This is a genomic window from Vibrio sp. 10N.286.52.F8, from assembly GCF_041468745.1.
Lineage (GTDB): Bacteria > Pseudomonadota > Gammaproteobacteria > Enterobacterales > Vibrionaceae > Vibrio > Vibrio crassostreae_C.
In genome coordinates this window covers 21,781-37,006 of the sequence record NZ_JBFRJF010000042.1, presented here as the reverse complement: position 1 = coordinate 37,006, position 15,226 = coordinate 21,781, and the positions used below count along the sequence as shown (strand labels likewise).

Sequence of the window (15,226 nt, the reverse complement as noted above, 5' to 3'; positions counted from 1 at the left end):
GTATTTTAGGACGAGACAAATCTAACTCTAACTTGTGGCTTAGAGTTAGATTAGCCCTACTGAATCTTCAAGCGTTGAATCAGAGTCTCTTCGTCTAACTGATACAACTCATCAAGCAAGTTAATTTGCAAGCTACCTGGGCCGCGAGAGTTTTCAGCCGCGATTTCACCAACCACGCCTAATACCGCTGCTGCAGCTAAACCACTATCATCACCAACAGCCGCGAAAGCACCCGTCAATGCAGTTAAAGTACACCCCATACCCGTCACATACGGCATCATTTGGTGTCCATTGTTTAACGTCACCACGCTGTCTTTGGTGACAACGTAATCTGTCTCACCAGATATCACCACATTTGCACCGTATTCAGCCACTAAGCACTGTGCAGCACCTAACGCAGCATCACTGCTATCAAGCGCATCAACGCCTTTGCTCTGCGCTTGCTCACCCGCTAGCGCGATAATCTCAGACGCATTACCACGAATGATTAGCTTATCGGCTAAACGTGCAATTTCACGAGAAGTCTCAGTACGCAGCGTACTTGCACCGCAACCCACAGGGTCAAGAACCACAACCTTATTGTTCGCGTTAGCTTGTTCGACCGCGAAGCGCATTCTTGGCGTCCAAACACTGTCTAATGTGCCAATGTTAATCACAAGCGCGCCAGAGAATGACATCATCTCAGCCAGTTCTTGTTGTGAGTGCGCCATGATAGGCGAAGCGCCAATCGCCAATAACGCGTTGGCCGTGTTGTTCATCACTACATAGTTAGTGATGTTCACAACCAGTGGTTTTTGCTCTCGTACTGCGCGCAGCGATTGGATGATTTGTTCAGTTAGCATGGATAAATCCTTATTCGTGAAAGTCGCTTTAAGCCGCGGTTGAGTCATTAAGTGCATTCAGACCTTGCTGCCAGAAAGCCACTTCCATACGTGTTGCCGTTTTGAAGATATGAACGATGTTCTGACCGCGTTCGCTGTTAATATCAATTTCAGCCAGTAGCTGATTGAAATACTCAGCACCCGTTGCCACGCCAGATTGGAACTCTTCTCCGCCGTAAAGCTGCAGCCAGCTTGCGTATGGGTTGCCTTCCAAAACAGTATCACTGCTTTCTAACAGCGCTTTACCAATCACGGCATAACCGATTGAACACGGAGCCAGTGCCGCATATAAGTCGACAAGATCACCCGTCATACCCGCATCTAGAACGTAGCGCGTGTAGGCAACAGTGCCGAAATCTTCAGGTTCGTTTTCTAAATCCGATTCGGTTAAACCCCACTGACCACAGTAAGTCACATGGTGAGAGATTTCAGAATCTAGCAACGCATGAACACTTGGCAGTGCACGACGCATATCAGCCAAGGTTTTAGCCTTGTAAATTGCCAATGCATAAGCGCGGGCATACTGCTTTAAAAACAGAAAATCTTGCTTCAAGTAATGCAGAAAACACGGCTGAGCGAGTGTGCCGTTTGCCAGCGTTTTAACAAAATCATGCTCGGTGTAGTCTTGCCAATCTTGTTGACAGGCTTGGATTAAGTCTTGGTATTTCATGAGATTCCTTAGTCAAAAGTCGGTACGTAGTCAGCGGCTTTCGGTAGTGATTTGATAATGCCTTTGTCAAACATGAACTGTGCGTAATCGTCGTAACGCTTCATATCTACAGCAGAAGGACGAAGTGCAAAACGAGTCAGCGTGTCGTTCCATGCGCGTTGGTTAAGCTCGTTATTCAACGTATCTGGTGAATACGCCACAAACTCACTCCATGACTCTTGGGGGTGGTTCACAATGTAAGTCGTTGCTTGTTCCAATGCTTTGTTGAACGCTTTGATCGCTTCATCATCGTGCTGCTTTGCGTTCGCAACAAAGATAAGCTCGTCGTAAGCGGGCACACCGTGCTCTTCAGGGAAGAATGCTTTCGCTTTAAAACCTTCAAGTGCTAACTGGTTGGTTTCGAAGTTCCGTAAGCCACCCCAGATTGCGTCTACCTTGCCCGATGCCAATGAAGATGAAAGTGCCCAACCGACATTGATAGTTTGCACATCTGTAAATGCAACATTTTCTTGCGCTAACATAGTGCCGATAGTCGCTTCTTCGTTACCCGCAATCGCAATACCGATCTTCTTGCCTTTCAGATCCGCTAGCGAATCGTTCTTGCCGTTATCCAGTACCATTAGTGTGTTCAGTGGCGTCGCGATAAGGGTTGATGCACGAACTAAAGGAAGACCCGCTGCCACATCCATGGTTAAACTTGGTTGGTAAGTTACCGCTAAATCGACCTTACCTGCCGCGACCAATTTTGCTGGCGTGCTTGGGTCTGCTGGTTCTTGGATTTCAACCTCTAAGCCTTGGTCAGCAAAGTAACCACGCTCTTGAGCAATCACAATCGGGCCGTGGTTCGGGTTTACAAACCAATCCAACATCAATGTCAGTTTCTTTTGTTCAGAGTCCGCTAGAGCATGACCTGAAACTAACGAAGCAAGCAGTGCCACTGCACCTACCAATTTGGTATTTTTCATAGTTAACCTTTCCTTTTGAATATTATTATTGTGTTTATAGAGCTCATTTTTAACGAGCTATTGTTGAGATAAATAGCGTTGAGCGAAGCCTTATTAAACAAAGTGTTATTGAGCAAGCCATTACTGGTTCTCCCAAGGGATAGCTTTTTTGAGTAACTTGTCTATGATGAAGTAGAGCGAGATAGACAGCACCGCCAAGATGAACAAGGCAGCAAACATCTCATCAATGATCATGCGCGCGTTGGCCTGCAGCATTAGGTAACCTAACCCTTCACTCGAACCAACCCATTCCCCGACTACGGCACCAATTGGCGCAATCACCACCGCTACACGAATGCCAGACGCTAAGGTTGGCAGTGCAGCAGGAAGTTGGATATGGCGGAGCAGTTGCCATTTCGATGCACCCATCGTTTTGGCAAGATCGAGATAGCCTGTCGGTGTATTGCGCAGACCGTCGTAACAACAAGTGGTTACTGGGAAGAAGATAATGATCGCCGCCATCACCACTTTTGAGGCGATGCCATAACCAAGCCACAGCATCAATACTGGCGCGATCGCAAATACAGGGATAGCTTGGCTGGCAATTAAGATAGGCAATAACCAACGTTTTAACGGATCAAACATCAACATCTGCAGAGCGAAAAATAGCCCCATAGACAATCCGAGTAACAAGCCAAGTAGGACCTCTTGCGCAGTCACCCATGTGTGTTTGAGTAACACATCGTAACGTTCAATCAGCTTTAAAAAGACTTCTGCAGGCGCTGGCAAAATGAAGCTCGGCATCTCGAAGACAACCACAACTAACTGCCATAAACCGAGAATCACAGCACTGCTGATAAGCAAACGCATTACGGGATTCATCTGGCGAGAGCGCTTAGTCGTGATCTGTCGGTTAGTTGAACTTTCTTCCATTGAGTTTTCTATCTTGGAGCTATCAGTAGATCCACTTCGCGTTAGATCATTCATAATCACGCTCCAACTGATCTAAGATCGCTTGTTGTAACTCAGCACATTCACCATCTAACACTCTTGGTGTGGCAGTGAGAGGCACAGATAAAGACTGAGCGTTCGCCGGTGTGCCTTGCAACACATACAAATTGTCCGCCAAACGCACCGCTTCTTGTGGGTCATGGGTGATCAACACAACGGTTTTATCTCTCAACAGCTCACACGCTAAACTTTGCAGCTTGTGTCTCGTTACCGCATCCAGCGCAGAGAAAGGCTCATCCATCAGCACGACTGGCTTGTCTTGCATTAAGGTTCGAGCCAAAGCAACACGCTGACGCATACCACCAGACAATTGATCCGGCATAGCATCCGCGTAATCAGCCAGACCAACAGAAATCAGTAGCTCTAACGCCTGATTTTTATGCTCGATATTTTTATGCTTATCTGCGGAATTTTGAAAGCGATGGCTCAAACACACGTTGTCGATAACCGATAGCCATGGCAGTAACAAATCTTGCTGCGCCATGTAAGCGATGCGATCCGTTAAAGGCAATTCATCAGACGTTGCCAATGTGCCCTGCCATTCCACCTTGTCGTCCAACAAGCCTGCCAGATAACGCAATACCGTGGTTTTCCCGCAGCCACTTCGACCTAGCAATACCGTCCACTTACCTGCGTTTAAGCTAAGCGACAATCCCGATAAGGTTGCGTGCTCACTGTCGTTATAACGTAAAGAGGCATTGCTGAGCTGAACACCCACCGTATTAACGGACATTCCCGTGCCCAGCGAAGAAGTGATTTACGGGCCCATGACCTTGGCCGACTTGCAACTCATCAGCATGAGCAATCGCGCGCGAAATGTATTGTTTGCCTAGCTCAACAGCCTCTGACAGCGTGTTGCCTTGCGCTAAGAAAGAAGCAATAGCAGATGAAAGCGTACAACCCGTACCGTGGGTGTTTTTGGTAGGAAAACGCTTCGCACTAATCAAAGCAGACGTGGTTGGCAGAATCAGTAAGTCGTTACTGTTCTCATCCTTCTCTAAATGACCGCCTTTGAGAAGAACGGCTTTAGCACCTAGTGCACGCAGGTCTTCAATCATATCCTGCATTTCGGCTTCGCTTTCAGGCACAGCTTTGCCCGTTAGTGCTGCGCCTTCCGGCAAGTTAGGCGTAATGATGTCTGCGAGCGGAATCAGTTCTTGTTTTAGCGTGGTGATCGCCGAGTTTTCTAAAAGAAGGTCGCCGCTTGTCGCGACCATTACAGGGTCAATTACCAAGTGTTTTGGTTGGTATTGTTTGATTTTGTCTGCAACGACTTTGATGATTTGCGAATCCGCCAACATACCAACTTTTACCGCCACGATATTCAGATCGGTGAACACCGCATCTAACTGGCTAGCAACATGCTCAAGTGGGATTGGAAAAATGGCTGATACGCCTTGGGTATTCTGAGAGGTAATCGCAGTAATCACCGAACAAGCGAAGCTACCCGTTGCAGACATGGCTTTAATATCCGCTTGAATACCTGCGCCGCCGCCACTGTCAGAACCAGCGATCGTCAATACAATCGGAGTGTTTGTTCGAATCGAACCATCAGCAGAGTGCTGCGAAACTGAGGCTTTTAGCGTTAAATCTTTTGAATTAGAACTGTGTGTCATTGTCGCTCCTACTATCTTACAAGACGTAGGAGAACGAACACCGATCGAAGGAGAAGTCGCAATAAACACATGAAAGTTTTCATGGGTGCAGACGCAGATCGAGTGCTTATAGTTCCCTACGCCAGTGTTAACTGAATCAGGTTCAACGGGTCTCGATTAACGATCTCAGCAAACACCAAATAAGGTATATGCCCCCCGACTATTGATAGCGATAGTAACAGCACTCTCACAACTGAGATACTGATTTTATTCAATTATAAGAATTACACATGAAAAAATTTCAATTAGGCAAAACAAAACAAATACTTATAACGTTCCTTTAGATGGCTTCGACTGTATAAACAAGCACAACACAATCAGAGACATACCTAACCAGCCTGTAAAAGGAATCAGCTCACCGACAACACAGACGGCAAGCACCGCTGCAACTACTGGTTCAAACAGAGTCAGCAGATTGGCGCTACTCGCGGTCACGTGGCGTAAACCAAAACTGAACGCGATATAGCCCAAGCATTGTGGGATTAACGTCAGATAACTGATGACTAATACGTTAATCTGCGAGGAAAACAGGTTCTCCCCCGTAAACCAGAGCGTTGGCAGCAACAGCATCGCACCCAGGCCAAAAATACTGCCCATCGCCGCTTGTGACTTAATCCCTTTGTCGATCAGTGCTTTGGTCGCCCAAGAATAAATGGCGTAACACAACCCAGCGAGCAAACCTAAAGCAATACCGAACAGCTTGAGATCATCACCGGATTCATTCGTCGATGAAGATTCTGAAAACACCAACAACCCAATACCCACCACACCAATCGCAAAGCTAGTGAGCCAACGTTTGTTGATATTATTCTTTTTGCTAATAAGACACTCTAACAGAGCAGAAAAGAAAGGTGCGGTAGCAATCGAAACCACTGTACCAATCGCCACGCCAGATAATTTCATTGAAGAATAGAAAGCTAAAGGATAGATCGCTAAAGCCAAAGCGCTCACCGTCAACAGCTTCTTGTTCTGCAAAAGCTTGTCGAAAGCGAATAGGATTTTTCGATACGCCAATCCCGCTTGCATTAGGCCACCGACGCCCATAGAGAAAGCACCAATCGCTAATGGGCTTAGATCAGGCGCAAAACTTGCGGCGGTGCCTGTCGTGCCCCATAAAATAGAAGCAAACAAGATGGCTAAAGTGCCCGTTTGGAATTCGTTAACGCGATTGATGGCAAGATTCATTTCTATTACCCAATTTTCAGTTCTGAAATAGATAATAGTGAAGATTGATAAAAGTTAGTTTGCCGAAAGGACGCTATTGTTGTTTCTAAAGACTGTCTTTCATTGAGCCTAGAAACGCCCTTGGAGACATGCCAAAGTGCTGAGAGAAGCGACGACTGAAAGCAGACACATCACTATAGCCCACATTTTCAGCAATCAATTGAACCGGTAAATCGGTATGAGTTAACAAGGCTTGGGCTTTCTCCATACGATAGCGAGTGATGTATTTAAGCGCACTGATACCCAGACATTCTTTGAAGCGTTTTTTGAATTGAGTGGGGCTCAAACAAGCCGTTTCTGCAAGTTGCGAAATGGATAATGGTTGTGTGTAATTATCCGCTATCAGCCTTTGTACAGCGCGGATTCTTGGGTCGATGCTCTTGCTCACTTGTTGTTGCTCTAACAGCAGTGAAAACACATCCAAGATGGATGACTCAATACCGCTATCGACCTGATATTCCAGCTGCTTCTCAACAAACAACAAGAAGCTCATCAAAGGTGGCGTTATCGTGAAAACCGAGAGCTCGTGCTCTAACAAATGCTGAGGCAACACAGCCATATCCGCGACAATAAACCGCGCTGCTTCGTCCGCTTTAAACGCATGTGCTGTGGTTACCGGAATCACCACACATTCGCCCACCGCCACTTTACCGACATACCCCACCATTTCGATATTAATACTGCCTTGGATCGGCAATACCAGTTGATGATGGTCATCATGAGCATGGGTATTAAATTGCTTGGTGTAAGATCGAATGCTTAAGCTAGATTTCATGAGCAACGCCGGAGTACATTTCGCTAGGTTAAAGTAAGAGATACAAAGTTACATTATCACTTCCCTAGAGTCACACTCAATGATCATCAAATTCATGCTAACTAGGTGACATGATCAAAAACGGCCTCTAAATGAGAGGCCGTTTTTATTCGAATGCTTAATCACGTCAAAGATTTAAAACGATACTTGGTTATCCTGACCAACCACTACCTGAACACTATTTTGAACTTCATAAATGTCAAAACCATCAGCAACCGGATCAGCATTGTCTTCATCACTGTCGTGTTGCGCGGTACAGGTATAACCCAATGAGTAAGTACCTGGATCAATAAATCCCAGAGAGAACTCATAGTTAGTCTGTGCTTCATTCATTGCCACTGATGCTGAAGTAATCGGCTTCACCTCATCGGAACCGCCAATAGGCGCCATGTCAGCTTTGTCGACATTACCTTCATACAAGTACACCGACTGAACATAAGTATTATCATTTGTAGGGTTACAAGCTTCAAAAGTGGTACTCGAAACAGTACCTTCAATGTTTCCTGTCTCAACCGTATTGATAAGGCTTACAGACGTTCTTTGAATAGTGTAATCAGGGAAAGTCGAACTGTTCTTTAGGCCACGTCGAAGATCGAACTCGACAACAAAATCGTTACTCTGTTGGTTCACATTAAATGAATCATTAAAGTAAAGCACGCCAGCGTTATCTTCTTTACCAACACCTTGCGGGCACGCGCCATTACCTTTCACCGTTAACTCACGAATCGAGTCATCGTTTTCTACAACATAAGATGGATGTGTCGGGTGATCGCCATCATTCGCAAACACACATAGTTTATAGCTACCTACTGGAACTACCTCGTTTTCAATCAAAGGAAGTGCATCGCTTCCTTGGTAATCCAATAAATTGACACTTAATGGAATAGGATCTTCACCGTCTGGCAACGGGTCGCCATTTTCATCAACGTAATCACCGTTTTCGTCCGTTTTATACACGTCATACACTAGCGTTGTACCTCCCTGAATCGGAAGTAAAGCTACCTTGCTGAATGTCACCGTCACATCTTTAACATCATCGACGGGCGCATCACTCACACTCAAGGTAATGGGTGTCGTACTGCTTGATGATCCTGAGTCTCCGCCACAACCAACAAGCCCGGCCAACACAAGGCTAGCTAAAGCCGTTTCCTTTAAATATTTCATAACTCATTTCCTATAAAATCACTGCTCAATAAAGGGCTTATTTGAGTGCCCTCTTATTCTTTTTCTTGTTGTGACCCATAAATAAACAGCGCTATTGTTTGATGATCCCTACTATTCAGGGCATTCCTCATCCAAAAAACACTGTTCATCAAGGTGCACATATCAAGTCGCACATAGGTTAATTAAGTCTAGTAAGTAAATTGTCAGTAGCAACGCATGTTTGGCAAAAGTGCTGTCAATTGTGTTGAAATAGTCGTTGAGTAGAAAATGGGAAGCAGGGATTGAAAGCAACTTGATCAAAGTGAATAATCGCCACCAAGATCAAAAAAGGCCGTTAAGACAGCCTGTTGCTGAACTTAAACGACCTTTTCATTGAATTTTGATTAAGCTAATTCGATCTTAGCTCATTCAAATTCGCTTATTTTTGAAGTTGTTCTTTAGCCGCTTCAACCTTAGAGAAATCTAGGCCAAGCTCTTCAACGGCTTCTTTGATTAGCGCAGGGTTTTGCATTACCTGGCCCATCAGCATTTGAAGTTTATCTTGTGGTAAGCCAAGTTGGCTGATCGTCGCCATTGCTGCAAGAGGGTTCTCGGTCAACGTCTTGAATAGCTCGCTGATCTGCTCGTCGCTAATATTGTTCTCTTTCAACATTGCTAAAATCGGGTTCATTTTTTTGCCTTTGAAACACTAAATTAAGTAGGAGCACAGCATACCATCTAGCTGTGCTCGATTGTACTAGCAACTTATACTTTGCCTACTGTGAAGTAACCCTAAGCCTAGCGAGACTCTAATGGGTAAGAGCGGTAGCTCCACATACCATAGGTTCTAAGCGCATCTCGGTAGATACCTAGTAGCTCACCATCACTCGCCTTCTTAAGATCTGCGAGTGGCTTGTCTGGGTAAGAAACCGTATCAAAAGTAATGCCCTGAGGGCCGGTTTGCCAGCTAGCGATTTCAAACAGAGTTTGACCACGACGAACATGGCTTGCCGAGCTAATAATGGTCGCGTGCTTAATATCATGGCGAGCAAGTGCGTAGCTACTGAATAAGGCATTGCCTACCGTGCTGGTCGCGTAATTCTCTTCGATGATGCGATCTTTGCTTACCCCTTTCTCGATAAGCCAATCCGCCATTAACTTACCTTCAGTCTTGTGGTTCTTGGGCACGCCACCCGTTAACACGATCATCGCATCTGAGTTCGCCTTAGCCATCGCCAATGTTGTCTCAAGACGCTCAATCAAAATTTGATGCATAGAGCCGTCTGGATTAAGCGCATAGCCCAAAGTGACAATCGCGCCATGATGATCAAGCAAGCCTTTATCCGCAGACTCTTTCAACGGTGTTTCTAACACGCGGTCGACCGTAGCAAAAATGCGTTTGATGTCTTCTGCTTTACCTTTGTTCAGGCTTTCCAGTTTCTCCATGTGCTTATTGGATTCACTTTCATTGCCTTCAAATCGCTGCCAAACCGCAAGGTAAGCATGAAGATCAACATCGTCTGGTGCAACCGTCAGCGCTTGCTCAAACAGCTCAATAGCGCGCTCTGCATTCTTGTTGTAGATCTGAGCGTTCGCTGCCGAGATAAGCAAATCAGTACGGTAAGGTTCTAGTTGGTAAGCTTCTAACAATCGGTTAGTCACAATTTCCATGTTGCTTGGCATTTTAGCCGTAAAGCCCGCGTGAGAAATTCTTGCCGGAGACTTAAACGCCTGCAACGCATCAAGAAGTAATTGGTCGACAACTTGTCGCTTAGTCACCAACTGCGCGTAATCCGCAGAAGCCTGTACTGCGCCGTCGTTAGCAGCAAAAGAATAAGGTGTTGCGCCAAAAGCCAGCATGCCACCAAGAGCGAGGGCGATAATGTTCTTTTTCATGAAAAGATCCTGTGTCGTTAAGTGTTCACATCAGATTTGCTCACCAATGTAAGTCCCTAAGATTAAAAAACCGTGAAGCACACCTTAATCTCTAACGTTTATATTCATTTGCTGCATAAGGTGTGGCAGCAGATCACGATTTTGAACTTACCAATAAGCCTGTGCATCCAGATAATTCTGGTTTGAACCAGTGCTCAACGTTTTTGTTGGAATATCTGACTGCGGATTTCATACGCCCTATCCCGCCAAAAACCACCCATCACAAATCCGAACTCCGCATAAAGCAACGAATCAAAAAAACCACTTTAAGCTCATTTTTTCAACAACTTAAAATCCAACACACTGAATCGCGCGATTTTACCCCTCGCTCAAATAACGAGGTCTTCAACACATAGAGTTGGAATGCGAGTCAGAAGATCTTCAAATAATTCAAAATCAACCATTGAACGATCGTTCAAGTGGTGCTTTAATAAATGACCAATACAAGGAGTTACCCCATGCTTAAGTTCTATTTTCACCAAACACCAAACCCAATGAAGATCGCTCTGTTTTTGGAAGAGACAGGCCTAGATTTTGAACTTGTTCCTGTCGATACCTTAAAGGGTGAGCAGCATTCACCGGAATATCGTTTAATCAATCCAAATGGCAAAACGCCTGCGATTGAAGATGAAGGACAACGTGTATTCGACTCTAACGCTATCCTTCTGTATCTCTCAGAGAAAACAGGCAAGCTTGGCGGTCAGCCAGAAGACAGAGCTGAACTACTCTCTTGGATGATGTTTATCGCGAGTGGCCTTGGTCCATATTCAGGCCAATCGGTACACTTCCGCCATGCTGCACCAGCAGGCTTAGACTACGCTGTGAACCGATACCTACGTGAAGCACAACGTCACTACGAAGTGTTAGAGAAGCATATGGAAGGTCGTGAATTTATCGTAGGAAATGAGTACACCATTGTCGATGTCGCTGCATGGGGTTGGATTGACAAAGCACCAGTCGTGCTTGGTGAAGAAGGCTTATCACCTTACCCGAACTTGAAGCGCTGGTTTAACGCAATCAACGCCCGCCCTGCTGCACTGCGCGCTCGCGAAACCGGCAAAGGCATTGAATTTAAAACCGAACGTGATGAAGAAGCAAAACGAGCACTGTTTCCTTCGAATTATGCGAAGTAGAAAAATTGAAAGTTAACGCTCTACTGAGTAATAGCTAGAATTAAACATAAAGAGCCGCTAAAAAGCGGCTCTTTATGTTGAAAAATAACAAGTTGATACTTTTTGTGGATTGATGCGAAAGTTCAATATTCGTAATTATCCACTCCATAATAAGTGGCTCTTAGATCAACTAGACACTAGCCTCTACGAGAACTGGAGCCACAATTGTACTCTCTATCCTTTGTTCAACTTCGCTGTAAATATCAACATCTACATTTGGAACATTAAGTGAAACTAATAACGAGTATCTAGCTTTTGAGTCTGTTCTCTGTTGAGAGTTCCTCGTTTTCCACCAACCACTGGCTGGATAGATTGCAATTTTCCCTCGAGCAGCCAAATCCGCGGCACTACCACGCCAGATATCTTTGTGTATTGAGCCTCTGTGTCGCTGACTGACGCCTAGCATCCAATTCGAATCATTGTGAGAATCAGGCCTCTCACCGTCAGCCGCTGCGTTTATGCGTCTCATAAATTCAGAATCTGACTCATCTTGATGCTTAACATCGAACCTTAGTTGATGGCTAGCATAACTATACTTGCTTAATACATTCTTACTTGTTGGGTTAGGCTCTATAAAATAGGACAAAGTAATTGTTAGCTCAACGTCTGCCTCTCCAATTTTTTGAAGTTCTTCAATAGGCCAAGGCAAATCATGCAAATGCATGTCCTTAGTTTTTGGTTGCGCTCCTGTCGGCTTAACATAAGGTTGTAATTCATCCTCTACGACTAAAGATAATGAGTTACTTGCACTGTTTAATGCTCTAGTCAGATTAGGAACACCAAAACCTACCTTTCGAATTAACTTAGCCATGTTTGCTTTAGTAATCGAACGGTCTGTTCTCGTGGCCCCAATGAGAGAATACATTTTATCAGTCCAATCTGCAGAATGAACCATCAAAGCTCTGACTGTTTCAGGCCATAAGTTCTTATATTGAGATTGTATCTGAGCGGAAAATCTTGCTGCCAGCGCTGTCGCTGAACTAGTAGCATTTGTACACTGGAAGTGCCTTTGCGTGAAGTCTTTGTATGTTGTCAGCAATTGAAGATCTTGAAGGCCAGCACAACCTAACTCATCGCGACCAACATTACCGCCTTCAAATACGATCTCAGGTTTGATAGGTGAATTTCGTCGGTCCCACTCTAATGACGTCGTGCTATATGGAGATATGCCCCCCTTATCAGCTAATGGCGAGTACCCACTCGACTCTGTCAGTGTGTTCTTTTCAGTATATGCGCCAACAGTAATGGCATTCCACGCTTGAGCTGGGTCATGAATTTCCTGTCTATAGTTATAATCCGGATAATCCATAACAGATTCAATAGCGGCATTACCTGCACAGATCGTGAATAATCGAGGGGTAAGTCCTTCGCCAAGGTAGTCTACAGAAAGTGAATCTAGAGCACTTGACCAAGAAGAGGGACGTCCACGATTAGTTCCTTTCCCTGAAGACAAAGACATAGAAAATGTTCTGGATCTCTCGAAGTTGTTTAACTCAACAGTGGAGATAGCATTTGAAGTCACTAACCCAAGTGATTTCCCTGCATTATCACCATTTCGATTAAGCGTTTTAACAGATTCAAGTCTATGCTGCACCACATGGTTATCAGTCGATTCAAGAACTTTAGTAAGATCTCCCCACATAGCTAAACCAGCCATACTAGTACCATGACCGTTTTGATCTGTTGGATCGTTATCTTCCATGATAGTGAGTTGGTCACTTACAGTAGAAAAAGGGGCTAATAGCGGGTGTTGTACGTTTACACCTGTATCAATGATACAAATGTATGGTGAATCAGAATCACCAGGTTCACTAGGCTGTTCTAAACGTGATAGGGCATCTTCTGTCCATTCTACCTGCTCTGTACTGTTCATCGAATCAAAAAACTCAGCCGTTACCTGAGGAAAACGGATTTCAGATACGCGAGTCAATAAAGCTAGATTTTCTTCAAGCTGACTCTGACTAGCTTTTAGTTGAATGATTGTGTGTTCAGGGAACCTTAAGGTATCTTCCGATACTTCCAAATTTGCTTTTGCGGCTAACTTACGAAAATCTGAGATGATAGAACGATATACTTGTTCTGTATCACGAGCTTTTTTAGGAGTTGAAATCCAAAACTCCCACCAAACTTGCTGCTCTTTATCTTCTGGTAGTAGCTCTAAATCGTCTGACCACATTGAAGAAAAAGTTATTGGGCTAATAGACATTATTGAGTCAATCAACTTCTGATGATCATTCGGAGCACCATTGCGATTTGTTTTTCGGTTTACATATGCCTCTAACTTTTTTTCGTAGAAATCTAGCTTGCCATCTGGGACGTAAGCTGTAGCAACTAATGTTTTTTGCCCTTCATCTTGAATAGTTTTGACGTTGTGAAGCTCAATACCTTGTGGAGCGTTTGCTAGACTAGTCACGGCCATGTCTACATCGGGATGGCTGACGAATTCAACTTGTATACCAATACCTGTATCTAAACTGATATCAGATGTGGTTTCTTTTAGACTATCGAGACGACTTGCTACGCTTGCTAAGTCACCGCGAAGTTTCTGAGACTGTCTAGCTCTATCGAGTTGAGGAACGGTTGATGCACCACCGCCACCAGTCCTAGGTGAAGTAAAGTTATGAGCAATTGCTGACGAAGGTAAGAAAAAATGAGGCTTATTATAAGTGTTTGTTGCCATTTAGCGTTAAAATCCCTGTTTGCCTAATAGGTGCCGGTTTATGTTTTGTCTATCTTGGATTGCTCTTGTGAGCATAGATATTGTAATCGAGTCTAGATCATGAATTAGCATTTCTTTTATTGCGTCGTTCGACGCTAGAGTAATCTCAGCATTACTCAAGCCTTGAGAAATTTCTGGTAGCTTTTTCCAAGAGAAGTTTTTCGCTACGTAGTTAAGAAGACGCGATTTGAACAACTGGATTATTTCATCATCCGTAGGTAGTTCGTATCGAATTACGTCATCGAAGCGCCTAAACAGCGCATAGTCTAAAGATTCAATGTGGTTTGTTGCACAGATAATAACGCTATTAGAATCGTCTTGCTCAATCATTTGAAGAAAGCTGTTGAGTATACGACGAGCTTCCCCCACGTCATTATTAGAGCTTCTAGTAGTGCCTAATGCATCAAATTCGTCGAAGAAATATACTCCACGTACTTCTCTTATAGTATCAAAAATCTGTCGTAACTTAGCTGATGATTCACCTAGATATTTTGTTATCACAGCATCCAAACGTACTTCAAAAAGAGGGAAATCTAACTCTCCAGCTAATATTGAGGCTGTATAAGTTTTTCCAGTCCCTGGCATACCTGCAAGCAACATTTTCCTTCTTGGAGACAAGCCATGATTCTTCAAAACTGTTAGGTGCTTTTGTTCTTTAACTAATCGCATCAGTCTATCTTTGATTTCAGATGTAACAATAAGATCAGAGAATCGAAGTTGGGGATAACTAGTTGTAAGTAAACCAGTTGAATCTTTTACACCACTCGCTATTGATACAGGTAGGTTTTTAGATGTATTTTTCTTAGCTTTTTCAATAAGAACTTTTAATTCTTGAGCAAGTTTACCATGGCCATTTCTTGCTTCATGAGCCGCAACCTGAAGCGCGACAGATAGAAATCTATCGTCGTCTTGATCTATGTGCGATTGCATTAAAGCTTTGATTTGAGTGGAGCTTGCCATGGGAATATGTTCTTTTTTAGAGTGTTGATAACTTAATTATAATAACTTACTTGAGGAATTACCGCTATTACTCTCGTCGAGAAACGCTAAGGAACGTT

14 protein-coding genes and 1 riboswitch are annotated in these 15,226 nt (G+C 44.2%); of the genes, 1 reads left to right on the top strand and 13 read right to left on the bottom strand.

The features are described 5' to 3' along the window. Positions 1-56 precede the first annotated feature (56 nt). From thiM to AB4133_RS18860, 11 genes are all read right to left on the bottom strand, one after another. Positions 57-842: a hydroxyethylthiazole kinase gene (thiM, locus tag AB4133_RS18910; protein ID WP_372116108.1), complete on the bottom strand. Its 786-nt coding sequence runs from the start codon at positions 840-842 to the stop codon at positions 57-59. A gap of 28 nt (positions 843-870) precedes the next feature. Further along, positions 871-1,551 (bottom strand): thiaminase II, encoded by a 681-nt coding sequence (gene tenA / locus AB4133_RS18905; RefSeq protein WP_017109110.1) that lies wholly within the window; start codon positions 1,549-1,551, stop codon positions 871-873. An 8-nt stretch (positions 1,552-1,559) separates the two neighbouring features. Continuing rightward, entirely contained in the window at positions 1,560-2,516 is a 957-nt protein-coding gene (locus tag AB4133_RS18900; RefSeq protein ID WP_017067315.1) for an ABC transporter substrate-binding protein, read from the bottom strand. Positions 2,517-2,636: 120 nt separating this feature from the next. Then, positions 2,637-3,428, bottom strand: a complete 792-nt coding sequence (locus tag AB4133_RS18895; protein WP_240798937.1) for an ABC transporter permease — start codon at positions 3,426-3,428, stop codon at positions 2,637-2,639. 46 nt (positions 3,429-3,474) lie between these two features. Continuing rightward, the gene (locus AB4133_RS18890) at positions 3,475-4,239 is read right to left on the bottom strand and encodes an ABC transporter ATP-binding protein (RefSeq protein ID WP_136974471.1); all 765 of its coding nucleotides are present in this window, start codon (positions 4,237-4,239) and stop codon (positions 3,475-3,477) included. After that, complete coding sequence (thiD, locus tag AB4133_RS18885; protein WP_372225352.1) at positions 4,229-5,122, bottom strand: bifunctional hydroxymethylpyrimidine kinase/phosphomethylpyrimidine kinase; 894 nt, start codon at positions 5,120-5,122, stop codon at positions 4,229-4,231. The genes AB4133_RS18890 and thiD overlap by 11 nt, the downstream gene beginning before the upstream one ends. A gap of 96 nt (positions 5,123-5,218) precedes the next feature. Continuing rightward, positions 5,219-5,330: riboswitch (TPP riboswitch) on the bottom strand. 98 nt (positions 5,331-5,428) lie between these two features. Next, entirely contained in the window at positions 5,429-6,346 is a 918-nt protein-coding gene (locus AB4133_RS18880; RefSeq protein WP_102394458.1) for a DMT family transporter, read from the bottom strand. A gap of 85 nt (positions 6,347-6,431) precedes the next feature. Next, positions 6,432-7,160, bottom strand: coding sequence for an AraC family transcriptional regulator (locus AB4133_RS18875; protein WP_016793022.1), 729 nt, complete (start codon positions 7,158-7,160; stop codon positions 6,432-6,434). Between the two features lie 174 nt (positions 7,161-7,334). Further along, entirely contained in the window at positions 7,335-8,363 is a 1,029-nt protein-coding gene (locus tag AB4133_RS18870) for a DUF4382 domain-containing protein (RefSeq protein ID WP_136974469.1), read from the bottom strand. A gap of 418 nt (positions 8,364-8,781) precedes the next feature. Continuing rightward, the gene (locus AB4133_RS18865; RefSeq protein WP_004731647.1) at positions 8,782-9,033 is read right to left on the bottom strand and encodes a DUF2999 family protein; all 252 of its coding nucleotides are present in this window, start codon (positions 9,031-9,033) and stop codon (positions 8,782-8,784) included. 107 nt (positions 9,034-9,140) lie between these two features. Next, positions 9,141-10,238 (bottom strand): YdcF family protein, encoded by a 1,098-nt coding sequence (locus tag AB4133_RS18860; protein ID WP_017061919.1) that lies wholly within the window; start codon positions 10,236-10,238, stop codon positions 9,141-9,143. A 497-nt stretch (positions 10,239-10,735) separates the two neighbouring features. Between AB4133_RS18860 and AB4133_RS18855 the strand changes: the two genes are divergently transcribed. Then, positions 10,736-11,410, top strand: a complete 675-nt coding sequence (locus tag AB4133_RS18855) for a glutathione S-transferase family protein (protein ID WP_372225348.1) — start codon at positions 10,736-10,738, stop codon at positions 11,408-11,410. Positions 11,411-11,579: 169 nt separating this feature from the next. Here AB4133_RS18855 and AB4133_RS18850 read toward each other — a convergent pair whose 3' ends face one another. After that, positions 11,580-14,129 carry a S8 family peptidase gene (locus AB4133_RS18850; RefSeq protein WP_372136856.1) on the bottom strand — a complete coding sequence of 850 codons (2,550 nt, stop codon included), beginning with the start codon at positions 14,127-14,129 and terminating at the stop codon, positions 11,580-11,582. A 6-nt stretch (positions 14,130-14,135) separates the two neighbouring features. Beyond that, entirely contained in the window at positions 14,136-15,128 is a 993-nt protein-coding gene (locus AB4133_RS18845) for an AAA family ATPase (RefSeq protein ID WP_372136855.1), read from the bottom strand. Between the last annotated feature and the right edge of the window lie 98 nt (positions 15,129-15,226).